General features: G+C 29.7%; 24 protein-coding genes. 20 read left to right on the top strand and 4 right to left on the bottom strand.

Annotated elements, in window-relative coordinates; genetic code table 4:
• Positions 1–50: 50 nt before the first annotated feature.
• Positions 51–1,085 (bottom strand): rod shape-determining protein, encoded by a 1,035-nt coding sequence (locus tag SCHIN_RS06250; RefSeq protein WP_166508768.1) that lies wholly within the window; start codon positions 1,083–1,085, stop codon positions 51–53.
• A gap of 127 nt (positions 1,086–1,212) precedes the next feature.
• Positions 1,213–2,256 carry a rod shape-determining protein gene (gene mreB, locus SCHIN_RS06245; protein WP_166508767.1) on the bottom strand — a complete coding sequence of 348 codons (1,044 nt, stop codon included), beginning with the start codon at positions 2,254–2,256 and terminating at the stop codon, positions 1,213–1,215.
• A 102-nt stretch (positions 2,257–2,358) separates the two neighbouring features.
• On the opposite strand from mreB, the gene rnmV reads away from it, so the two are divergent.
• Genes rnmV through SCHIN_RS06230 form a run of 3 tightly spaced genes read left to right on the top strand, consistent with a single transcriptional unit; the run spans position 2,359 to position 4,358 of the window.
• Positions 2,359–2,895, top strand: a complete 537-nt coding sequence (gene rnmV / locus SCHIN_RS06240; RefSeq protein ID WP_166508766.1) for a ribonuclease M5 — start codon at positions 2,359–2,361, stop codon at positions 2,893–2,895.
• 1 nt (position 2,896) lies between these two features.
• Complete coding sequence (gene rsmA / locus SCHIN_RS06235) at positions 2,897–3,700, top strand: 16S rRNA (adenine(1518)-N(6)/adenine(1519)-N(6))-dimethyltransferase RsmA (protein WP_166508765.1); 804 nt, start codon at positions 2,897–2,899, stop codon at positions 3,698–3,700.
• Complete coding sequence (locus SCHIN_RS06230; RefSeq protein ID WP_166508764.1) at positions 3,687–4,358, top strand: GHMP family kinase ATP-binding protein; 672 nt, start codon at positions 3,687–3,689, stop codon at positions 4,356–4,358. Before rsmA ends, SCHIN_RS06230 begins: the two co-directional genes overlap by 14 nt.
• A 55-nt stretch (positions 4,359–4,413) precedes the next feature.
• Here SCHIN_RS06230 and SCHIN_RS06225 read toward each other — a convergent pair whose 3' ends face one another.
• Entirely contained in the window at positions 4,414–4,572 is a 159-nt protein-coding gene (locus SCHIN_RS06225; RefSeq protein WP_166508763.1) for a hypothetical protein, read from the bottom strand.
• Positions 4,573–4,616: 44 nt separating this feature from the next.
• Positions 4,617–6,149 carry an ABC-F family ATP-binding cassette domain-containing protein gene (locus SCHIN_RS06220; RefSeq protein ID WP_166508762.1) on the bottom strand — a complete coding sequence of 511 codons (1,533 nt, stop codon included), beginning with the start codon at positions 6,147–6,149 and terminating at the stop codon, positions 4,617–4,619.
• 238 nt (positions 6,150–6,387) lie between these two features.
• Between SCHIN_RS06220 and SCHIN_RS06215 the strand changes: the two genes are divergently transcribed.
• The 17 genes from SCHIN_RS06215 to SCHIN_RS06135 all read left to right on the top strand — a co-directional run bounded on the left by SCHIN_RS06215 (position 6,388) and on the right by SCHIN_RS06135 (position 24,487).
• Entirely contained in the window at positions 6,388–7,425 is a 1,038-nt protein-coding gene (locus SCHIN_RS06215; protein ID WP_166508761.1) for a ribose-phosphate diphosphokinase, read from the top strand.
• On the top strand, positions 7,426–7,992 hold the full coding sequence (gene pth / locus SCHIN_RS06210; RefSeq protein WP_166508760.1) for an aminoacyl-tRNA hydrolase: 567 nt from the start codon (positions 7,426–7,428) through the stop codon (positions 7,990–7,992).
• A gap of 7 nt (positions 7,993–7,999) precedes the next feature.
• Positions 8,000–9,292 (top strand): adenylosuccinate synthase, encoded by a 1,293-nt coding sequence (locus SCHIN_RS06205; protein WP_425057177.1) that lies wholly within the window; start codon positions 8,000–8,002, stop codon positions 9,290–9,292.
• 24 nt (positions 9,293–9,316) lie between these two features.
• Entirely contained in the window at positions 9,317–10,609 is a 1,293-nt protein-coding gene (purB, locus tag SCHIN_RS06200; RefSeq protein WP_166508758.1) for an adenylosuccinate lyase, read from the top strand.
• Positions 10,610–10,611: 2 nt separating this feature from the next.
• Positions 10,612–11,130, top strand: a complete 519-nt coding sequence (locus SCHIN_RS06195) for a phosphoribosyltransferase (RefSeq protein WP_166508757.1) — start codon at positions 10,612–10,614, stop codon at positions 11,128–11,130.
• A 2-nt stretch (positions 11,131–11,132) separates the two neighbouring features.
• Complete coding sequence (gene metG / locus SCHIN_RS06190) at positions 11,133–12,653, top strand: methionine--tRNA ligase (RefSeq protein WP_166508756.1); 1,521 nt, start codon at positions 11,133–11,135, stop codon at positions 12,651–12,653.
• A 15-nt stretch (positions 12,654–12,668) separates the two neighbouring features.
• Positions 12,669–14,540 (top strand): tRNA uridine-5-carboxymethylaminomethyl(34) synthesis enzyme MnmG, encoded by a 1,872-nt coding sequence (gene mnmG / locus SCHIN_RS06185; protein WP_166508755.1) that lies wholly within the window; start codon positions 12,669–12,671, stop codon positions 14,538–14,540.
• A 6-nt stretch (positions 14,541–14,546) separates the two neighbouring features.
• Positions 14,547–16,049: an APC family permease gene (locus SCHIN_RS06180; protein WP_166508754.1), complete on the top strand. Its 1,503-nt coding sequence runs from the start codon at positions 14,547–14,549 to the stop codon at positions 16,047–16,049.
• A 20-nt stretch (positions 16,050–16,069) separates the two neighbouring features.
• On the top strand, positions 16,070–17,563 hold the full coding sequence (locus SCHIN_RS06175; RefSeq protein ID WP_166508753.1) for an APC family permease: 1,494 nt from the start codon (positions 16,070–16,072) through the stop codon (positions 17,561–17,563).
• 107 nt (positions 17,564–17,670) lie between these two features.
• Positions 17,671–18,369, top strand: a complete 699-nt coding sequence (rsmG, locus tag SCHIN_RS06170; RefSeq protein WP_166508752.1) for a 16S rRNA (guanine(527)-N(7))-methyltransferase RsmG — start codon at positions 17,671–17,673, stop codon at positions 18,367–18,369.
• A gap of 15 nt (positions 18,370–18,384) precedes the next feature.
• Entirely contained in the window at positions 18,385–19,158 is a 774-nt protein-coding gene (locus tag SCHIN_RS06165; RefSeq protein WP_166508751.1) for a ParA family protein, read from the top strand.
• Complete coding sequence (locus SCHIN_RS06160) at positions 19,145–20,017, top strand: ParB/RepB/Spo0J family partition protein (RefSeq protein ID WP_166508750.1); 873 nt, start codon at positions 19,145–19,147, stop codon at positions 20,015–20,017. The genes SCHIN_RS06165 and SCHIN_RS06160 overlap by 14 nt, the downstream gene beginning before the upstream one ends.
• Positions 20,007–20,192: a DUF951 domain-containing protein gene (locus tag SCHIN_RS06155; protein ID WP_166508749.1), complete on the top strand. Its 186-nt coding sequence runs from the start codon at positions 20,007–20,009 to the stop codon at positions 20,190–20,192. Before SCHIN_RS06160 ends, SCHIN_RS06155 begins: the two co-directional genes overlap by 11 nt.
• A 1-nt stretch (position 20,193) precedes the next feature.
• Positions 20,194–21,291, top strand: a complete 1,098-nt coding sequence (gene ychF / locus SCHIN_RS06150; RefSeq protein WP_166508748.1) for a redox-regulated ATPase YchF — start codon at positions 20,194–20,196, stop codon at positions 21,289–21,291.
• An 88-nt stretch (positions 21,292–21,379) separates the two neighbouring features.
• The gene (gene ispF, locus SCHIN_RS06145; protein WP_166508747.1) at positions 21,380–21,844 is read left to right on the top strand and encodes a 2-C-methyl-D-erythritol 2,4-cyclodiphosphate synthase; all 465 of its coding nucleotides are present in this window, start codon (positions 21,380–21,382) and stop codon (positions 21,842–21,844) included.
• A 2-nt stretch (positions 21,845–21,846) separates the two neighbouring features.
• On the top strand, positions 21,847–23,283 hold the full coding sequence (gltX, locus tag SCHIN_RS06140; protein ID WP_166508746.1) for a glutamate--tRNA ligase: 1,437 nt from the start codon (positions 21,847–21,849) through the stop codon (positions 23,281–23,283).
• Between the two features lie 10 nt (positions 23,284–23,293).
• Positions 23,294–24,487, top strand: a complete 1,194-nt coding sequence (locus tag SCHIN_RS06135; protein WP_166508745.1) for an HD domain-containing protein — start codon at positions 23,294–23,296, stop codon at positions 24,485–24,487.
• Positions 24,488–24,498 lie beyond the last annotated feature (11 nt).

Here is a 24,498-nt window from a genome sequence, read left to right as displayed (position 1 = left end):
TATAAATATTTCAATTATTATACCACAAAAATAGGGCAAAAAAAAGAGGTCTAGTATGAGACCTCCTCAACTGGGCTATGTGTAACCTCGTATTCTTCGATTGTTAATTCTTTATGAGCGATAGCTCCATCAATTGTAGCGTTTGCAGCATTTTTAACAACAGTTACTGGGATTTCAAAGAAATCTTCAAAATAGAATTTTACACCAGGGATGTTAGCCATACCTCCTGTTACAATAACTCCATTTTTAATAACGTCTCCTGCAAGTTCGTTAGGTGAGTCTTCTAAAACTCCTGTAATTAAATTTGTTAAATTTCCAAAAGTAGATTGTAATATTTTCGCAATATCTTTATCTGTTAATTCAATATCTTTTGGCATTCCAGATGTTAAATCATAACCATAAGCTATTGTTTTCAAAGGAGTTTTTGTTTTAATTAAAGTTGAAATTGAATTTTTAATTTTTTCAGCAGTAATATCTCCAATTAAGATTTGGTGTTTTGCTTTTAAATGTTTTACAATTTCTTGATCTGTTGTATTTCCAGCAGATTTTGATCATTTTGAAGTAACTGTTCCTCCAGTTGCAATAATTGCAGCTGTAGATTTTCCAGCTCCTAAATCAAGTCCTAAATAACCATTAGGTTTTGTGATATCAATTCCAGCTCCAAGCAATGCCAATTTAATGTCATCTTCAACTTGAACATGAAATACTCCTAATTCTTTAATTGCCTTAACTAATGAATTTCTCTCTAAATGAGTTACGCTAGTTGGACAAGCCAATGTAACGATAGCTCCTTTAATTTCATTTTCATATTTTTTTAATATCGTTGCCAAAAATAATTTCAGAATTGCCATATCAGAAATTACCCCACGTTTCATAGGGTATTTTAATTGTAAATTACCACTTAATTTTCCCACAAAGTTTTTTGCAGCATCTCCGATTGCAATAACTTTTTTTGTTTTAAAATCAGTTGCTATAATAGTTGATTCGTTAAATACCATACCAAGTCTCTCGATATGTATTCTTGTTTTGCTAGTACCCACATCTATAGCTACATGTGTTCTTTGATTTAAAGTAACTTTTGCCATATTTTTTACCTCTCAAGTCCTAATTACTATTATTTTATATGCTTTTTTCCAATTATTTACATACAAATTAAATAAAATTGCAAAATATGGGACTAAAAAAAGAAGCTCTAATTTGCTTCTTTTTTTATTATTTAATGTTATATTCTCTTGAATCACGTAATTCAACAACGTCTAATCATTTTTCGATTTGTTTTTCGTATTCTTTAGTTCCTTCAATAACTGTTAATAAAGGATCTTGAGCTTTTGTTACTTTTAATTGGAAAATTGATTCGAAGTATGTATCAATACCTCTTAACAATGCTCCTCCACCACAAATAGTAATACCATTTCTAATAATATCTCCAGCTAATTCAGCAGGAGTGTTTTCCATTACTTCAACAATTAAGTCAGTAATTTTTGAAAATGGTGCTAATAATGCATTTTTTACTTCATCTGGTGAAATAACAACTTCTCTTGGTAAACCTGAAATTACGTCTCTACCGAATGCACGGAAAGTACGCCCATTATCGATTTTTGTTAATGAACCGATCTCGATTTTAATTTTTTCAGCAGTTTTAATTCCGATTAATACGTTGTATTCTGCACGAATATATTTTCTAATTTCTTCGTCAAAGTGATTTCCAGCAGTTTTAATTGATCTTGAGATAACAATGTCTCCTGCAGAAATAATAGCGATATCTGTTGTTCCACCACCAATGTCAACAACTAAGTGTCCACTTGCGATAGCGATGTTAATTCCAGCTCCGATAGCTGATAATTTAACTTCTTCTTCAACAAGAACATTTCTTGCTCCCATATCAGCAACAACTTGTTTTAATGCTCCTCTTTCAAGTTCAGTAACTCCTGAAGGGCAGGCAAGAACTACTAAAGCATTTTTTAAGATATCTGATAATTTAATACGTGAAAAGATAATTTTGATCAAGTCTTTTGCAGCGTCTAAGTCAGCGATAACCCCGTCAACTAATGGTACAACCATTCTAATGTCTTCGTTAGTTTTCCCAACCATTTCGTAAGCTTGCTCACCAGCTGCTATAACTGTGTTTGTTTGTACATCGTATGCCATTGTTGAAGGTTCATTATAAATGATACCTTGTCCACCTAAGTATGCAACTACGTTAGCAGTACCTAAGTCTAGGGCAACGAATTCTCTTTTACGGTCTCATGATGCCATCTTTATTTCCTCCTCTATAAGAAAAAAACCCTTCGTTAATAATTATACATTAATTTGCTTAATAATGCTAGTATTAATATATAAAAAGAAAGGCGACAAAAAATGAAAATTAATCAAGTAATTGTTGTCGAAGGAAGAAGCGACACAGCTAAACTACAAAAGATCTTTGGAAAAGACAATGTAGAGACGATTGAAACCAATGGTCTTGCTTTGAGCGAGTCAACCTTAAATGTCATACAAGATGTAAACCAAAAGCGAGGAATAATTGTATTCACAGACCCTGATGGTCCAGGGCTTTTGATTCGCGACAAGATTAATTCTTATCTTAATTTTAAATGTTTTAACGCATTTATCAATAAGAAAAGCATAAAAGATTCAAAAAAAATTGGAATTGCTGAAGCAAATGACGAAGATATTAAAAATGCACTCAATAATTTGATAACATTTAATAGTGATGAACAAGAATCTATTACTTGGGAACAATACTTGGTTAATGATTTTTATTTACCAAAAAATAGAATAAAAATAGCAAATAATTTTAATTGAGATGAAAAAATTAATTCAAAAAGATTATTTAAATGATTAAATCTTTTATCACTAAGCATTGAAGATGTAGAAAAAATCCTGGAGGAACAATAAAGTGGATTATGCAAAGAAAAAATTCGGACAAAACTTTATAAGTGATAAAAATCTTATCAACAAAATAATAAATATTTTAGATCAAGAACAAGATCATTTGATAATAGAAATTGGACCCGGAAGAGGGGCGTTAACTAAAGAATTGTGTAAACGTTTCAAAAAAGTTGTAGCAATTGAAATTGATACAGATTTAGAAGTATTATTAAAATCTGAAATTAATGAATCAAACTTTGAATTAATCATGGAAGATGTCTTAAACGTTGATTTAAAAAAACTAATAGAAAGTAACTCATGTAAAAAAGTTTCATTAATTTCAAATACACCATACTATATAACTAGCGAAATTATTTTTAGAACTTTAGATGTAAGTAAGTTTTTGGATAAAGCTATTTTTATGGTTCAAAAAGAAGTGGCATTAAGAATATGTGCTAAAGCAAATGAAAATAATTATAATAACCTTTCGGTTGCAGCACAATTTTATTCTGAAGTTAATTATGAGTTTACAGTAAACAAAAATATGTTTAGACCTATTCCAAAGGTTGATTCAGCAATAATTAGTTTAAAATTTCATCAAGCATATTTAAATCAAATTAAAGATGATAAAGCTTTTGTAGCTTTCGTTAGAAAATTATTTAACAACAAAAGAAAAACAATACTAAATAATTTAAGTACCACTATTAACACCAAACAAAGAGCAACAGAAATTTTAGCTTTAACAAAAATAGAAAATAATAAAAGACCTGAAAACTTAAGTATTGAGGATTTCATAAATATTTACAAGGAAACAAAAAATGGAAACAATTAAAGCGTATGCAAAAGTTAATCTTGACTTAAAGGTTAGCAAACCATCTAAAAATGGATATCACAAAATTAAATCAAATATGGTTTTAGTCGAAGATCTATTTGATGAAATAAGAATTGAAAAAAGCAGTAGGGATTCATTTGAATGTAATATTAAAGATTTAGAAAAAAGCAATTTCATTCTAATTGTTATGGATATTTTGAAAAGAAACGGCTATATAAATGATAAATATAAAATTGTTTTGCACAAAAACATTCCGGTCGGTTCAGGATTGGGTGGTGGCAGCAGTGATGCTGTTGCTATTGCAAATTACTTTTTAGGCAGAAATAAGGCGAAAAAAATAAGAAGAGAAATATGTAAAGCAATTGGCTTTGATACATTTTTTTTCATGAAGGGTTATAGTAGTGCTTTTGTAAAAGGTTTTGGCCAAAAGATTAAAAAAACCGAATTAAAACTTATTAAAAAAGAACAATTAATTTTTACGGATGTAAATTGTGAAACAAAAGCAGTTTATAAACATTTTGACGAAATACAAGGTTGAAAAAGTAAAGAAAAAAACCAATTAACACAGGCAGCGATTGAATTATACCCGCAATTAAAAGAGTTTAGTAAAAATTATTCTATGAGCGGTAGCGGATCTACTTTTTTTAAAGAAAAATAAAAGACAGGCATTTAATAATGCCTGTCTTTTTTAGTATATATAACTATGAATTTAATTAAGAATGTTTTTTACATAGATGTATATTATCTAAGTCTTGTTGAGCTATACCTTGTTGCATTTTCATAGCCAAAATGCCAGCAGCAGCTCCTCCGTTATTGGTTTTTTTCATTTCTTCAACACATTTGAAGCATCCTGAATCGAAATCTTTTGTCATATAAAACCCTCCTCAAGTAAATTGAAAATTTACTTAAACTAATTTTACACTAATGTTTCGAAATCTAAAACCCTATCGGCTCATAATGTAGAAAAGTTGATATCATGAGTAGTTAAAAGAACAGTCCCTTTAAAAGCTTGTATTGCTTCTAAAAGTGCTTCTTTTGCTAAAACATCGATATGGTTTGTTGGTTCGTCAAGAACCAACAAACTACAAGGAACCATACTTAGGGCAGCCAATCTAACTCTAGTTTGTTCACCCCCAGATAGTTTTTCCATTGATTGAACCATTAAAGAGTTTTTTACCCCAAATTGTCCAATTTTTGCTCTAGCTTCAGATTCGGTAATGTCTGGAAATTGTCTTAATAAATATTGAACAGGTGTAATTCCTGCTACATCTTCAATTTGTTTGAAGTATGCGTAGTCCACTCCTTGTCCTAAATCCACTTTCCCTGAATAGGGATTTATTTCAGTGGCAGCTGTTTTTAAAAATGTTGTTTTACCAATACCGTTTCTACCACTAATAATACATTTTTCACCTTCACGTAAAGCAAAGTTTAATTCATGTAATAATGGAGATTCATATCCTATAACTAAATCTTTTGCTTCCAAAACAACTGAACTACTAGGTCTCTTGTATGAAAAACTAAATTTAGGTTTTGTTAAATCTCTTCTCTCAGACATTACATCCATTTTTTCTAAAACTTTTTGTCTAGATTGTGCTGACTTTGCAGTACTTGCTCTAGCTTTATTTTTGGCAACATAAGTTTCTAGTTTTTTAATTTCTCTTTGTTGAGCTGAAAAAGCTTTGTCATATTGTTCTCTTAACATTTGTGATTCAGCTAAATATTTATCATAGTTACCCACAAATCTTGTTAATTTAAAATTATCTAATGCATAAATTATTCCACAAGTTTTATTAATAAAGTCATTATCATGAGAAACCATAACGAAAGCTTTTTCAAAGTTTTGTAGGAATTTTGCAAGTCATTCGACTTGTTGAATATCTAAAAAGTTTGTAGGTTCGTCAAGTAATAAAAAGTCATCGTCACTTAAAAGAAGTTTTGCTAAAATAACTTTTCCTCTTTGCCCCCCAGACAATTCTCCCATTTTCATTTGTAATTTATCTAATCCAATTCCTAAACCATCAACCAAGTTTCCGATTTTTTTATCAATCATATCAAAATCATTTAGGTTTAAGATGTCTTGATATTTTAAAGCTTTAACAAGATCGTCTTCTTTATATTCAATTGCCATATCTTCATAAATTTTATTCATTCTTGCTTCTAATTCATAAAGACTACTGAAAGCTAATTTTAAATAAGCATCCACAGTTTGTTCTTTATCAACTTCCTGGTGTTGGTCAAGGTAACCAACTTTAGTTCTTGGGTGAACTTCCACTTCACCTTTGTCAGGTATTATTTTTCCTGCAATGATGTTTAACAAGGTGGTCTTCCCAGCACCGTTAGGTCCAATCAATGCAATATGTTCTCCCTTATTTACTTTAATTGCTGTATCCTCATAAAGTTTTTTATCTCCATTTTTATGAGTGATATTATATAAATTTGCCAGTCCCATGTTTTCTCCTCCTAAAAAGTCCCCAAAAAAGACACTATTTCTATTATATAGTATTTTCCAAGAATAAAAATTAAAAAAAATTTGGACGAAAACGTGCTCTACAAGGGCAAAACTTTTTAAAAAAGTTGGTTAGTTGGTTTACTTACCTATCAGAATTCAATGTTTTTTTACATCCATTTAAATTTATTCTATTTATTAAAGTTGAAATTTGTTATTATTAATATGGAGACTTAAAAAAATGGAAAAAGATAATATAAAAATATTTGGTTTATCATCAAGTAAACCTTTGGCAAAAAAAGTTTGTGATATTCTTGGAGTTAAAGAATCTGAAGCAAAGACATCTACTTTTAGGGACGGAGAAATGATTGTTCAATCATTGGACTCAGTTAGAGGACAAGAAATTTATATAATTCAATCCACTAACCAACCTGTAAATAATAACTTAATGGAATTGTTGATCGCAATCGACGCTTTCAAAAGAGCAAGTGCTCAAAAAATTAATGTTGTTATTCCTTACTTTGGTTATGCACGTCAAGACAGAAAAGCAAAAGGAAGACAACCAATTACTGCAAGATTGATTGCAAATTTAATTGAAACAGCTGGAGCAAACAGAGTAATAACTGTTGACCTTCACTCAGCTCAAACTATGGGATTCTTTAATGTACCAACCGATAACTTTTCAACGGCTCAAACTGTTGCATCAGAAATTATTGACACAATTATTAAAGATAACTTAGAACCCGAGGAATGTACCTTGGTTTCTCCAGATCACGGAGGACTTACAAGAGTTCATGGAGTTGCAAAGTATACTGGAAATGCAACAAATGGTATTGCAGTTATTGCAAAAAGAAGACCAGAACCTAATAAAGCAGAAGTTGAATTTATTCTTGGAGATATTAAAGATAAAGTTTGTTTTGTGATAGATGATATGATTGATACTGGTGGAACTATTATCAATGGAGCAAAAGCTTTAAAAGAAGCAGGAGCTAAAAAAATATATTTAATAGCTTGTCACGGATTATTTAACGGAGATGCAGTTAAGAATATGTCACAGGCAATTAAGGATAAAGTTATCGAGCAAGTTATTGTTGCAGATACAATTGATATTCCTGAAGACAGAAGATTTGAAGGACTTAAAATTGTTACGGTTTCAAACTTGTTAGCCAACATGATAAAAAGTTCTTATGAAAAACATTCGCTAACAGAAGTTTATGAAGATTTCAAATCTTCAATTACAAAAAAAGTGGATGACTTTTTAGAAGGAAGAAAAAAATAAATGCCAAAACTTATTGTTGGTTTAGGTAATCCTGGGAGACAGTATGAAACTACAAGACATAATGCTGGTTTTATTTGTCTGGATGCAATCATGAATAAATTTATTATTCAAAACGAAAAAGAAGACTTCAAAGCAAAATTATATTTTTCAAATATTAATGGTGAAAAAATAATATTTGCTAAGCCACAAACTTTTATGAACTTGTCAGGCGAAGCTGTAGTTGCTATTATGAATTTTTACAAAATTAAAATCGAAGATATTATAGTTATATATGATGACAAAGATTTAAACATTGGGAAATTAAGATTCAGAGAACAAGGAAGCGCCGGAGGACATAACGGAGTAAAAAATATTATCAAACTCTTAGGAACTGAAAAGTTCAATCGTGTAAGAGTGGGTATAGACCCACCTGCAGAAAATTATAAAATAGTAGACTGAGTCTTGAGTAAAATGTCTAATCAAGAAATCGGTGAAATAGAAAATAAAATTGTATCTGTTGCCAATTTTGTAAATGATTTTGCAAGCGGAGATGACTTTAAAAAAATAATGAACAGTTACAATAAATAAGGAGAACATTATGAATAATTTTAAAACACTTGTTGTCGTTGGATCACAATGGGGGGATGAAGGAAAAGGGAAAATAACTGATTACTTCTCTCAACAAACAAATGTTGTAGTTCGTTTTTCAGGTGGGGACAACGCTGGTCACCAAATTAATTTCAATGGACAAAAACATAAAGTAAGAATTATACCGTCAGGAATTTTTAATAAAAACGTTATCAACATTATTGGTAATGGATGTGTAATTAATCTTCAACAAATAGTTGATGAATTTGAATTAATAAAACAATCTGTAAAAGATTACGGAACACTTTTAATTTCAAATAGAGCTCAACTTGTTTTACCATATCATATTCAAATTGATACTGCTCAAGAAGAAGCAAAAGGTGATAAAAAAATTGGGACAACTAAAAGAGGAATTGGTCCAGCTTATCAAGACAAAGCTTCAAGAATTGGAGTACGTCTTGGTGATTTAGCTATACCAAACTTCAAAGAAAGATTTAAAGAAATTCATTCATATCAAAAAGACTTCTTGAAAAAAATGTATAATATCGAAATCGAAGATTTCGAAACTACTTACAATGAACTAATTGTAAACTATGAAAAAATAAAAGAACATGTTATTGATACAGGTGAATACATTGAAGCTGCAATAAAAGAAGGAAAAAAAGTTCTGTTCGAAGGAGCTCAAGGAGCTATGTTAGACATCGATCACGGAACTTATCCTTTCGTAACAAGTTCAAACTGTTCAGCAAGTAATGTTGCAACAGGTTCAGGAATTGGTTTTAAATATATTAATAAAATTTTAGGAGTAGTAAAAGCCTATTCAACAAGAGTTGGAGCGGGGGGATTCCCAACAGAACTTCTAAATGAAATTGGTGATGGAATCCGTGAACGCGGAAATGAATATGGAGCAAATACAAAAAGACCAAGAAGAGTTGGTTGAATTGATGCAGTAGCATTAAGATATGCAATCAGAACATCAGGAATTGATGCTCTATTCATTACATTGCTTGATGTATTGTCAGGTTTAGATGAAATTAAAATTTGTAATAAATATTTATTGAACGGTCGTGAAATTACAAACATGCCAGCGACTACAGAAGAGTATGAACAATGTGAAGCTCTTTATGTTTCAACTCCAGGTTGAAGCGAAGACATAACTGGAGTTACATCTTTTGATGAATTACCAGATGCTGCAAAAAATTATATTAAATTAATTGAAAAAATTTGTGAAGTTGATGTTGTGGGATTCTCAGTAGGTCCAGACAGAACACAAACAGTTTTATTAGATCAAGTATTTTAAAAAAGAAATTCAGGAGAACCACTTATGTTAGATAGATATGCTATAAAAGAAATTGAAAAAATTTGAGATGAAGATAACAAATTAGAAACATGATTGGATGTTGAAAAATTTGTTGTTAAAGCATGAATGGAATTAGGGGTAGTGCCTGAAAAAGATTGTGAATTAATTTTTAAGAATGCAAAAATAAATAGACAAAGAATGTTGGAAATTGAAAAAGAAACAAAACATGACGTTGTAGCTTTTACGCGTGCAATTTCTGAAACTCTGGGTGAAGAAAAAAAATGAATTCACCTGGGTTTAACTTCAACTGACGTTGTTGATACTGCGCAAAATAAATTAATACAACAATCAAATGAATTAGTTGAAAAAGCTTTAAATGAACTTTTATTGGTTTTAAAAGAAAAAGCAATTGAACATAAAGAACAAATTATAATGGGAAGAACCCATGGTATGTATGGAGAACCAACTTCATTAGGACTAAAATTCTTGTTATGATTTGAAGAAATGCAAAGAAATTTAGAGCGACTAAAATTAGCAAGAAAACAAATAGAAGTTTCAAAAATTTCAGGTTCAATGGGTAACTACGCTAACCTTGAATTAGAAGTTGAAGAAATAGTTGCAAAAGAAATGAATTTAAATGTAGACAATCTTTCTACACAAGTAACTCAAAGAGATCGCCATGCTAATTTAATAATGGCATTCTCAAGTATTGCAACAACTTTAGAGAAAATGGCTATTGAAATTAGACATTTTCAAAGAAGTGAAGTTAGTGAAATTTGTGAAGGTTTTGACAAGGGACAAAAGGGTTCAAGTTCAATGCCTCACAAAAAGAATCCAATAAGTAGTGAAAATATCTCAGGTCTTGCAAGATATGTGAGAAGTTTTATTACTATGTCATTAGAAAACAACTTATTATGACATGAGAGAGACATCTCTCACAGTTCTAATGAAAGACTTATGTTACCAGACGTTTTTAACATAATTATTTACATAATAAATAGAATGAAAAATACCATTGATAATGTGGTTGTTAATAAAATTAACATTGAAAAACACATAAATGAACAAAAAGGACTTTTCTTTAGTCAAAGGGTATTAACTTACATCTTAATGAAGTATAATTACTCTAGAGAGCAAATTTATGATTTCGTACAAAAATGTACTTTGGAAGCGCAAAGTAACGGAAGCGAATTCAAAGAAGTTCTACTAAATAACGGTATTTTAAGCTATATTGAAAATGAAAAAGAATTAGAGGAATTATTTGACCTGAAATTCTTTATAAGGAATGTAGATAAGATTTTTAGAAGGGTGTTGTAATAATGTCAGACAATCAGAAGTTAGTAACGGTAATTACAGAAGAAGAAATTAAAGCTGCTGTAATTAAAGCTGCAAATGAATATGGAAAAATGTACGAAAACGAACAGTTGACAATAGTTGCTGATTTATCTAGCACATTTGTTTTTGTGGCGGACTTAATTCGGGAGTTGCCAATTGATGTAACTATTCAATTTGTGGCAAAAACTAAAGACTCAAATTCAACAAAAATTGATTTGGGATTTGAAACATCATTAAAAGGAAGAAACGTGTTAATAGTTTCAGATATTTTCTATAAAGGAAATGCATTAAAAAAACTTTACGATATTGTAAATGAAGAAGAACCAAAAGATGTAAAGATTTTATCTTTAATTGAAAAAAAACATAAAGATAGATCTGCAGAATTAGAAGTTGATTCTTTATTTTCAATAGACGATATTTTCATCGTTGGTTATGGTTTAACAGCAAATGAAAGTTATAGAGGACTTAAAGCTATTTATCACCTACAAACAGAGGAAAAATAATTATGAAAAAATCGTTTTTTGTTTCAACGCCAATTTACTACCCAAGTGGTAAATTGCATATTGGACACACATACACAACTACACTAGCTGATGTTATGGCAAGATATAAAAAAGAAAATGGATATGATGTTTTCTTTTTAACAGGTTCAGATGAACATGGACAAAAAATTGAACAAAAAGCAAATGAAGCAAACCTTACACCTAAAGAATATGTGGATGGGATTGTAGAGTCTTTCAAGGATTTATGAACAAAACTTCATATTGACTTTGATAGGTTCATTCGTACAACAGACGAAGATCACATGAAAGCAGTTCAAAAAATATTTTCTTTACTTTTAGAAAAGGAATTAATTTATCCTTCGGAGTACAAAGGGAAATACTGTGTAAGTTGTGAAGAGTTTTTAACTTATGAACAAATGGATGAAAACTTTGTGCATAACGTTTGTAAAAACGTGGCCAAAGATTTTCAAGAAGAAACATATATGTTAAAAGTTTCTGCGTTCAAAGATTTCTTAGTAGATTTATTCAAAACTAATTTCTTAGAACCTGAAGCTAGAAAAAAAGAAATGTTAAATAATTTTATAAATAACGATCTTGAAGATCTTTCTGTAACAAGAGTAAGTTTCAAATGAGGGATACCAGTTATTGAAAATTCTAACCACGTTATTTATGTTTGAATAGATGCACTTTCAAACTACATCACAGCTTTGGGATGAGGAAGTGAAGATGATTCATTGCTAAAAAAATTCTGAAGTAAAGACAGTGAAGTTTTACAATTTGTTGGAAAAGAGATAACTCGCTTCCACTCAATTTATTGACCTGTAATTTTAAAATCACTTGATTTAAAAATGCCAGACAAACTTTTAAGCCATGGTTGAATTCTAAGTGGTGGAAATAAAATGTCAAAATCTTTAGGTAACGTTGTGGACCCAATTGAACTGATTGAAAAGTATTCAAGTGATGCAGTTCGTTTTTATGTGGCAAATAATTTGCCAACAGATAAAGATGGAAACTTAACTGAAGAATTATTTGTGGAATCATTCAATACAAACTTGGCTAACAATGTTGGTAATTTAATTTCAAGAGTATCAAACATGATCATAAAATATTTTGATGGTAAATTAAATAAAGTTGATCTAGACCTTAACCGCCCATTGGTTAAATTAGGTTTAGAAACAATTGATGAATATAAAAAACAAATGGATGTTTATAACATTAGTGAAGCTACACAAACTGTTTTGAAATTAGGACAAGAGTGTAATAAATTTATCGAGGATACAAAACCTTGAGCATTAGAAAAAGAAGGTAAGCTAGAAGAATTAAATTTAGTTCTGTCTATCTTACAAAAAAATATAATTATCATTTCATTTTTACTAAAACCAATTTTAACTGAAAATTATTCTAAGATGATTGGACAAATGGGATTAGAAAATAATGAAATAAATTTTGAAAATATTTCAGAAAACAATTTTGATTACAAACAAATTACAAATAAACTAGTTTTATTTGAAAGAATTAAATAGAAGGAGGTTCAAATAATGAAGGCGGATGTCGTTGTTGTTGGTGCTGGACACGCAGGAGTAGAAGCTGCACTAGCAAGTGCAAGACTTGGTAAAAAAACTATTCTTGTAAATTTATATGAAGATAAAATAGCAGCAATGCCATGCAACCCTTCAATAGGAGGACCTGCAAAAGGAATTGTTGTAAGAGAAATAGATTCCCTTGGTGGAGAAATGGGTAAAGCAGCTGACGCAACAGCTTTACAAATGAAACTTTTAAATTCATCAAGAGGACCTGGAGTTTGAGCTTTAAGAGCACAAACAGATAAATTAGAATACCAAAACTATATGAGAAAGATTGTCAAAGAACAATCTCTTTTGGAATTGGTAATAGGAATTGTTCACGACATAATGTTGGATGAACAAAATAATGTGAAATCTGTCTGCTTGGAAGATGGAAGAGAAATAGAATGTGAAGCTGTTGTTCTTACAACAGGAACATACTTATCAAGTTTAATTTTTAGAGGTGAAGAAAAATATTCAGCCGGGCCAAATGACGAGATAACTGTTAATTCACTTTCTAAATCTTTTGAAAAATTAGGAATTGAAACTTTAAGATTCAAAACCGGAACTCCTCCAAGAGTTAAAAAAGATTCAATTGATTTATCAAAAACTGCATTGGAACCTGGAACAGATAGAGAACTTGCTTTCTCTTTCTCAACTAAAAATCCAATTAAGTTTGAAGATCAATTGCCATGTTATTTAATTCATTCAACTGTAGAAACAAAAAAAATAATTGAAGACAACTTACACAGAAGTGCAATGTACTCTGGACAAGTTGAAGGTATTGGACCACGATACTGCCCAAGTTTTGAGGACAAGATTGTACGGTTCAATAAGAAAGACACACATCAAATTTTCTTAGAACCTGAATCAGTTCATCTTGATACTTTTTATGTGCAAGGTTTTTCAACTTCAATGCCAATTGAAGTTCAAGAACAAATGCTAAAAAGTTTACCAGGATTTGAAAACGTAGTTGTTGACAAATGAGCGTATGCAATTGAATATGATTGTATAAACCCGCAACAACTAAAACTTTCATTAGAACTTCAAAAAGTTGGTGGACTGTTTACTGCTGGACAAATTAATGGAACAAGTGGATATGAAGAAGCTGCAGGGCAAGGATTAATTGCCGGAATAAACGCAGTAAGAAAAATTGATAACAAAGATCCATTAATTCTTAAAAGAAATGAATCATACATTGGAGTTATGATTGATGATTTAGTTAATAAAGGTGTGGTAGAACCATATCGGTTATTGACAAGTCGGGCAGAGAATCGGCTAACATTAAGAAATGATAATTCAGAAATTCGTTTACGCAAATATGGTTATGAAGTAGGTTTGGTAAACGAAAACGAATACAAAGAATTTTTAGAATATAAAAAACAAATCGAACAAACAATCGAACTTTTAAAAGAAATAAGATTCAGTCCAAAAACTGAACTTGCAATTGAATTAGATAATTTAGATCAAGCACATTTAACTCAAGGGTTAAGTGCTTATGAGATTCTTAAACAACCAAAGGTAGAGATAAATGTTTTAAAAAAATATATTAATGAATTAAATAATTTAACCGACAATCAATTACAAAATGTTTTAATTAACATCAGATTTGAAGGTTACATAAAAAAAGAAAACGAAACAATAAATAAATTTGTGAGGTTGGAAACAAAACAAATTCCAACTGACATAGATTACTCTACAGTAGAAAATATAGCATTAGAGGCAAGACAAAAACTAGAAAAGGTAAGACCTGTTTCAATCGGTCAAGCTTCAAGAATAACTGGAGTTAATCCAGCTGATATTCAAATGTTATTATTTCATTTAAAAAAGAAATACAACGAGGTATAGAAAAAAATGGTAAAGGTAAATAAGAAAAATAAATTCAAAAACAAAACGTTTGAATTTCTAACAATCTTTTCTCTTACCTTTGGAATTGTTGTAGGATCGGGAATCTATTTAAAAAATTCAAGTAACGACGGAGTTCTTAAAGCTGCAGGAAATAATCCATGAGTGGCTATGGCTGTTTGATTATTTGTTGGAGTGTTCGCGTGTATGATGATGTTTTCTTTTATTGAAGCATCAACAGCTGCAAAAAAAGATGATCACAATACTATGGCAACAATGGGTGCCCAATTTTTAGGAAGAAGATTTGGAACTGTGTTCTCTATCTTCTATATAGTAATTTACTTACCAGTGCTTACAATCATTGGAGCATTGTTTACAGTTAATGCGTTGTTTGGCGCAATAGACACATTTTTAATTTGAACAAAGGACACAACTTTAAATGCGTTGTGAGGACAAGAAACTAGAATAACAGTTGAACTTCTAATTGGAGTTGTTGTGTTAGTTTCATTCCAATTTCTTAATTCAAAATATTTTACAACAGGAAAATGAATTCAAATTATTTTCACAATTCTAAAATTCGTACCATTACTAATGGTATTGTTTGGTGGGTTTGGTTTAGCAATATTTGGTAAAGTTGATAGCTCATCATTTGACATGGTTGATGCACAACCGTTCAAAGTAAATCAATTGTTTGCTTGTTTAATTCCAATCTTATTTGCATTTGACGGATTTGTAGATTCTGTTGCTGCTCAAAAAGATATTGAACACAAAAGCGTTGTTGCTCCCGCAATGTTGGCTGGGATAATTTCAGTTTCTGTATTCTATCTTTTAGTAACTGTGGCAATCTTTGTTTCAGCAGATGATGGAAATATTTTAGAAATGTTTAATAAATATGGTAAAGTTGGTCCAAGATTAGGTCTGGCTTTCAATGTTATAATAGTTACAACTTTACTTGCAACTATTAATGCATATACAACTTTATATCCAAAAGTTTTACAAGCTTCTGTTGAAGAAGGATATATTTATAACAAAAACTTTGGAGAAAAAATTAAATATGGAACAGCTTGCTGAGTTAGTGCCATGATTACAAATATAACATTAGTAATCTTTGTAGCGTTATCATTAGGGTTAACTTGAAAAACTGGAGAACCAGATTACTTCTTGGTAACTTACTACTCTGCAGACACTGGGATACTTTATGTATTTATTATTTACGCACTAATAATGGGTGGTGTTTTACATAATAGAAAAACAAAAAAAGTGGACGTTAAGCCATTTAAAAATACTTATTGAATTCAAGTTATAACACTTTCAGTTCTAATAATTATGGATGTTTGAATGTTATATGTAAGTATTATAGATGATGGGTTTGTAGCATTTGCCAGTTCAAAAGATGCAAGCGATTTAGTAATACCAATTCTATTTATAGGTTTTGGAGCTTTAATGGGTGGGACTTACTGATTAAATGAATATTTAATTACAAAAAACAATAAAATAAAAAACGTGAAATAAAAATTAAGAGGTAAAAAAATATGATTAATGTAAATAAAAAAAATAAGTCGAGGAACAGAATATTTGAATTCTTAGCAATATTTTCTATGGCTTTTGGACTGGTAGTAGGTTCAGGAATATATTTAAAAAATAGAAGTGAACCTGGGTCTGGTGGTGTTTTAGACGCTGCAAACAACAACCCCTATCTAGCAATTGTTGTGTGAATCTTTATAGGTTTAATTTGTACACTGATGATGATTTCGTTTTTAGAAATCTCATCTGCAATTGATAAAGATGATCACAATACAGTTCAGTCATGATCTGCAAAATTTATTAATAAAAAATCTGCATCAATGTTTTCAATTTTCTATGTGGCATTTTATATGCCAATACTTGGATCATTGGGAGCAATGTTCTTAGTTGATGTTTTATTCGAACAAGGAATGCAAACATTTGCTAGAGCAGCTTATGGAGTCGATAACTCATTGGCAATGTTTAAATCAAATCATTTAGGTTGATACATAACATTGAAAATAATATTGTCATCAATTTTATTAATTTCTTTTCAAGTGATGAATACATTCACTTCAAAGCCAAGTAAATTAATTCAAACTACTTTTACATTTGTAAAATTCATTCCTTTATTAGCTGTTATCATTGGGGGATTTGCAGTATTCTTCCTTGGAAATAAAAATGGAAACTCATTTGACGCTGCTCAAAGCGATTGAAAAGTTCCAACATTTTTCTCAACAGCTATTCCAATCTTATTTGCATTTGATGGTTTCATTTATGCAACAACTTTACAAAAAGATGTTGAACATAAACAAGTTGTAGAACCAGCAATGCTTGCTGCAATTATTGCAGTTACATTATTCTATATTATTATTACAGTCTCAATTTTTATAGGAGCAAATGACGGAGACATTTTCAATTTATTTGATACAGTCTTTAGTAAAGTTCCAGCTCTAAGTTTAATATTTAAACTTATAATAAGTTCAACCTTATTAACAATTGTAAATGGTTATACCACACTTATTCCAAAAACAATTGAATCAGCTTCACATGAAGGGTTTGTATACTTTGGTAAAAGATCAAAAACCCTATCACATAAAGAAGCGTCAATAATCGGAGCTATTATAACTCAGATTTTATTCTTCGTTACAATAGCAGCTTCACTTTCAATTCAGTCAATTACAGCTGAACCGAGTCACATGATAATTGCAGACTCACTTTCAAGCACAACGGTTCTTTATGCATTTGTTATTTATACTGTCTTAATATTTGGACAAGTTATAAATAGGAAAACTAAAAAAGTACAAGTAAAGGAAGTTAAAGGAGCATTTGTAACAGGGATAATAACTCTTTGTCTACTTTTAGTAATCATTCCTTATGTTTTATATCAATGTTTAATTGATGTATACATACAAAAAAATGTATCTGGAATGATAGTTTCAATTTCTTCGTTTGTTGTACTAATACCAATTGCTGTTTGATACTTTATTAACAAAAGCCTACTTCAAAAATATGGTGAATAACTTGCTTTGCAAGTTATTTTTTATTTAAAATAAATTTTACTAAACTTTTACTAGTAAAATTGGTAAAATAAATAAGGCGAACTCGCTTTTTTTGTTTGGAGGATACTATGTTAAATTGAAGTAATTTAGAGAGTTTAATTAAGGATTTTAACCAAGAAAAAAGACAGAATCTTGAAACCTATATGGAGTTACTTCAACAAGAGAACAAAAAATATAACTTAACAGCAATCGTTGAATCACAAGAAATTATAGATAAACATTTCTACGACTCAGTTATCTTTAGTGAGAGTATAGAAATTGAAAACCAAAGTATTATGGACATAGGAACTGGAGCTGGATTTCCAGGTTTGGTCATTAAAATTTTGTTTCCAGAAACTAAAGTTTATCTTGTAGAATCTAATAATAAAAAAATTAGTTTTTTAAATCTTGTTATAAATAAGTTAAATTTAAAAAATGTATTCACAAAAAATGAGAGAGCAGAAGATTTTAGTTTAGAAATGAAAGAAAAGTTTGACATCATCATTTCTAGGGCAATGGCACCATTAAATATATTACTTGAAGTGGGAGTTCAAGGACTTAAGGTTGGTGGGCAATTTATTTGCTTAAAATCAAAGAATGTAACAAATGAAATTTTAGATTTAAATAATAAAGAATCAGTAATTGGATTAAAATTATTAAAAGAACAAAAAATATCAATTGACAATATAGGCGAAAGAATAAATTTATTTTATTTAAAAGAAAAAAATACACCAAATTCTTATCCAAGAATGTATTCACAAATCAAAAAGAAACCACTGGGAAAATAGGACGGAGAAAAGTATATGGCAAAAGTAATTTCAGTATCAAACCAAAAAGGGGGAGTTGGTAAGACAACAACTTCAATCAATCTAGCATGTGGGCTTGCAATGGCAAATCAAAAAGTTTTATTAATAGATATGGACCCACAATTTAATGCAACAACAGGAGTGGGTTACGAAATAGATAATTCAACTCTAAGTATGTATCATGTTTTTGTTGGAGAAAAAGAATTATCTGAAGTAATAGTAAAAGATATTAAACCAAATGTAGATCTTGCACCAAGTTCTATTGATGTGGCAGCGGTAGACTTAATTTTATTAGAACAAAAAAATAATAATCAAAACGTTCTTAAAGAACAAATTGACAAAATAAAAGATAGCTATGACTTTGTAGTTATTGATTGTCCACCAAGTTTAGGATTAATAAACAGAAATGGTTTAGCGATATCTGACACTGTTTTAATTCCAATTCAAGCAGAGCACTATGCAATGCACGGGGTTGCACAACTTCTTAGAACAATAAAAAAAGTAAAAGAAACTTTAAACAGCAATTTAACTATCGAGGGTGTTCTTGTAACAATGTTTGACTCAAGAACCAGACTTGCACATGATGTGTTAGAAGAAATTATGAAAACTTTTGGACCAAAAGTTTACAAATCTGTTATTCCTAGAAACATTAAAGTTTCTGAATCATCAATTGAGGGTAAATCAATTTTTGAATATGACAGAAATGGACCCGGTTCAATTGCATACGTTGAATTTGTAAAAGAGGTGTTGAAAGAAAATGGCCGCAGCTAAAAAGAAATATAATTTTAAAGGACTAGATGACATCTTTGGAGAATCAGTAAGTGACGTTGTTGGAATTATTGAAAACGACAAAAAAGTCGCAACTGAATTATCTAAGACAATAGATGTAAATCTATTAAAACCAAATCCTTATCAACCAAGAAAAATATTTGAACAAGAAGAATTACAAGAACTTGCAGAATCAATTAAAATTCACGGACTAATTCAACCAATCATTATAAATGAGAAAAACGAAATAGTAGCAGGTGAAAGAAGAACACGAGCTTCTAAAATTGCAGGACTTAAAGAAGTTCCAGTTATTGTTTTAAATTTATCTAAACAGCAAATGGAAGAGTTTGCAATCATTGAAAACATCCAACGTGTTGACTTATCAGATATTGAAGAAGCTGTTGCCTATAAACAATTAGCTTCAAGTTTAAAACTGAAACAAGAAGAAATTGCTTCTAGAGTTGGTAAATCAAGATCTCATGTTGCAAATATAATGAGACTTTTAAATTTACCAGAAAATATTCAACAAGCAATGTTAGAAAAAAAAGTTACTATGGGTCAAACAAAACCTTTACTAACAATTTTAAATAATCCGATTCTATTGAATCAAATTTTTGAAAGAATATTAAGTGAAGATTTAACAGCGAGAGAAGTTGAAGCATTAATAAAAAATAAAGATGCTTTAAATGAAAAACCATCTAAACCAAACAAAAGACCAAACACAATTTATGTAGAAAACAAAATCATGAGAGTGTTAGGAACTAAAGTTTCTATAGATAACGGTAAACTTACAATTAGATATGCTGATGATTCTGACTTAAATAGAATTTTAGAAATCTTAGGATTGACTGATGAAGATTAATTTAAATGATATAGTCATTTTAAAAAAACCTCATCCAAGTAAAACCGAAAAATGAAAAGTAATAAGGGTTGGGGTAATTTATAAATTGCAATCAACAATAGATTCAAAAACTATTTTGGAATTTAAAAAAGAAAATTTAATCAAAGCTATCAAAGCTATAGAGAGTGAAAAATAATATGGGATTACAAGTTGGAATAGTTGGTTTACCAAACGTTGGTAAATCAACATTGTTTAATGCAATAACAAATTCAAAAGTTGAAGCTGCAAATTACCCATTTGCAACAATAGAACCAAACGTTGGAGTTGTTGAAGTACCTGACAAAAGATTAGATAAACTTGCACAAATTTTTGGAAGTAAAAAAACAATTTATACAACAATAGAATTTGTTGATATTGCAGGTTTAATTGCTGGAGCAAGTAAAGGTGAAGGATTAGGAAACGCTTTCCTTGCAAACATCAGAGAGACTGATGCAATTTGTGAAGTAGTTCGTTGTTTTGATGATAAAGACATCACACACGTTGATGGAAGTGTAGATCCAATTCGAGATGTTGAAACAATTGAATTAGAATTAATTTTGGCAGACGAAGCTTCAATTTTAAAAAGACTTCAAAAAGTTGAACCTAAGTTTAAATCATCAAAAGATAAAACAATTATTGCAGAATATAATCTACTTAAAAAATGTCAAGAACAATTAAGTGATGGAAAACTTTTAAACAAACTTGAGTTTGATGAAGATGAAAAATTATTAATTAAGTCTTTCCAATTACTTACAACTAAAAAATTTATTTATGTAGCAAACGTGTCTGAAAGTGAAATAGCATCAGACAATGAATATGTAACTAAATTAAAAAATCACGCTGCAGAAAACGGATGTGAAGTTGTAAAAATTTGTGCACGTATTGAAGAAGAATTAAGTGAACTTGATGCTGAAGAAAAAGAAGTATTTTTAAGTGATGCTGGTATTGAAGAACCAGGACTTGAAGTCTTAATTAGAGCAGCATACAAAACTTTAGGATTAAAAACTTATTTCACAGCAGGACCACAAGAAGCTAGAGGTTGACAATTTAAAGAAGGATTTACAGCTCCTCAATGTGCTGGAATAATTCATACTGATTTTGAAAAAGGTTTCATCAAAGCTGATGTTTACAAATGTGAAGATATCTTTGAAGCAGGATCAGAACAAGCACTTAAAGCATCTGGAAAAATGAGATTAGAAGGAAAAGCATACATTGTTCAAGATGGTGACGTTTGCTTCTTCAAATTTAATAACTAATAAATTATTGATTAACACACCTGTGTTGGTCAATAATTTTTCTTTTATCTATTTAAATGGGTTATAATCTTTTTGTTAGAGGTGAATCATGTTTAGGATAGGTTTTTCAAAAGACAGACACATTTTGACTCTGGGTAAAGGTTTAACATTAGGGGCTGTTAATGTTCCTAGTGTTTTTAAAGCAAAAGCTTATAGTGATGGTGATGTATTGTTGCACGCTATTTGTGAATCTTTATATGGAGCTATGGGTATGGATGATTTAGGGACGTATTTTAATAAAAATACAAAACCTAAAGGCTTTAGTTCAACAGAAATTGTAGAAGACGTTTTGAAAAATCTAAAAGAAAAAGAGTACAAAATAGAAAATATTGATACCCTAATAGTTTTGGATAAACCAAATCTAAAAGAGTATAAATCAACTATAAAAGAAAGTGTTTGTAACTTATTTAACCTAAAACTTGAACAAGTTTCAATCAAAGCTACAACATCAGAATATACTAATGAAAATATTTTAGATGTTTTTAGTAATGTATTAATTTCAAAAGGAGAATAATTATGAAAAATATTAGATTAAGATATGCACCTTCACCAACTGGTTACTTGCATATAGGAAATACAAGAACTGCATTAATGAACTATCTATTTGCAAAACATTATGATGGTGATTTTATTGTAAGAATAGAAGACACAGATATTGAAAGAAACGTTGAAGGTGCAATTGAATCTCAATTCAGTAATATGGAATGATTAGGAATTATTCCTGATGAATCTTTTTTAAAACCAAAAGATGGTTATGGTGAATATATGCAATCAAAGAAATTTGATAGATATAAAGAATTTGCAAACGACTTACTTGAAAGAGGATTGGCTTACAAATGTTTTTGTACACCAGAAGAACTTGAAAAAGATAGAGAAGCACAAATTGCAAGAGGTATTGTTGCAACTCAATATTCAAGAAAATGTTTAAATAGGACTGACATTGCAGAAATGGAAGGAAAACCTTTCAATATTAGATTCAAAGTACCAGATAATAAAGATTACACAGTTAATGACATTGTTAGAGGTGAAGTTACTTTCAACTCAAAAGAAATTGGAGATTTTGTAATTCTTAAATCTAATGGAATTGCAACTTACAATTTTGCTGTTGTTATTGACGATTATGATATGAAAATTACTCATGTTGTTAGAGGTGAAGAACATATTTCAAACACTCCTAGACAATGTATGATTTTTGAAGCGTTTGGTTGAGAAGAACCGACATTTGGTCACATGACATTAATTGTTGATGAAACTAAAAAGAAACTTTCAAAAAGAAGTGGAAATGCTGTATTCTTTATTTCTCAATATAGAGAACAAGGTTATTTACCAGAAGCTATTTTTAACTACATTGCCTTATTGGGTTGAAGTCCAAAAGAAGAAAAAGAGATCTTTACAAAAGAAGAATTTGTAAAAATCTTTGATGAAACAAGATTTTCAAAATCACCAAGTACTTTTGATATGGTTAAAATGAAGTGAATAAACAGTCAATATATGAAAAAATTAACTGAAGAACAATATCTTGAATTTGTTAAACCATTTATTGATAAAGAAAGATTTTCAATTGACAACAAAGACCAAGAGTGATTAGACCAAGTACTTTTATTATTTAAAAAAGAACTTGAATTTGCTCAACAAATTAATGATCACTTAGATATTTTCTTTAATGAAATAGAAATAAGTGAAGCTACAAAAAAAGTTTTATCAGAATTAAACGATTACCAAGAATTAATTGGTGGATTAAAATCAAAATTTGAAAGTCTTTCAAATTTTGAAGAACAACCTATAAAAGATGTAATCAAAGAATTAGGTGTAGAGTTTTCTAAAAAAGGAAAAGACTTATTTATGCCTATAAGAATTTTTTCAACATTTTCAGAACATGGACCAGAGCTTGCAAAAACTATAGCTCTTATTGGTAAAGAAAAAGTGCTTAGAAATATCAACTCTTTAATCTAAGGAGACTTCTATGGATAAATATATAAGAGATAATGTACACGGAGACATTCATCTAAAAGATAAAGTGGCTATAGAACTAATTGATACAAAAGAATTTCAAAGATTAAGAAGAATAATTCAACTTGGGGGAGGACAATTTGTGTTTCCTGGAGCTAACCACACAAGGTTTTCGCATTGTGTTGGTGTGTATCATGTTGTTTCAAAATTCTTAGCAAATGAAAAAATTTCAAAAAATATATCTGAAAAAGACCAATTACTTGTAAGAATTGCAGGTCTACTTCACGATGTAGGACATGGACCTTTTTCTCACACTTTTGAGTCAGTATCAAGCCAAGCACATGAAAAATATACTGTTGATATAATTGTTGGAAATACAGAGATTAATCAAGTATTAAAAAAACACTCAATTGATCCACAAGAAGTGGCATCAATCATTGAGTCAAAACACCCTAATAAACTTGTTAACCAATTGGTTTCATCTCAACTAGATGCAGATAGACTTGATTATTTAGTGAGAGATTCACTAAATACAGGAGTTAATTATTCAAACTTAGATATAGATTGAATAATTAGAAATGCAGATAGTGTTGATGATAAAATGGTTTTTAAAGCAAAAACCTTAAACGCTTTAGAACATTATTTATTAGGACGATATTATATGTTTAAACAAATATATAATCATAAGGTATCTGTTGGTTTTGACAGAACATTTACAAGTTGATTTAGAAGGGCTAAAGACCTATACAATGAAGGTTATGTCTTTAAAAATATTTTTATGGCAGAAACTTTAAAGGAAATCTTTGAAGAAAAAGTTTGCAGTTTAGAAAACTACAATAAGCTTGATGATTACACAATGATCGAATTCATAAAAACTTGTATGTATGAAGATGATGAAATATTAAAAACATTATCAGAAATGATAATAAATAGAAAATTTTTAAAAGTAAAACACTTAAATTCTGAACAAGAATTTGAAGATCTTAAAAAAAATTATGCTAAAGAAACTCACAAATATTTCTTTAGTACTATAAATGATGAAAGATTTAAAATTTACAAAAAGAATAACGGTGGAAAGGATGAAAAAATACTATTACAACAAGGTGATAAATTAAGGGAAATAACTGAAATCTCTGAAATAATCAGAATTTCACCCGAAAATAATGAAAAAAACTTGTATGTTTTTATAAACAATAATGTAAAATAGTATTTATGGAG

This window comes from Spiroplasma chinense, from assembly GCF_008086545.1.
In the GTDB taxonomy this organism is placed as follows: Bacteria; Bacillota_I; Bacilli_A; order Mycoplasmatales; family Mycoplasmataceae; genus Spiroplasma_A; species Spiroplasma_A chinense.
This window is presented reverse-complemented; position numbering and strand designations above follow the sequence as displayed.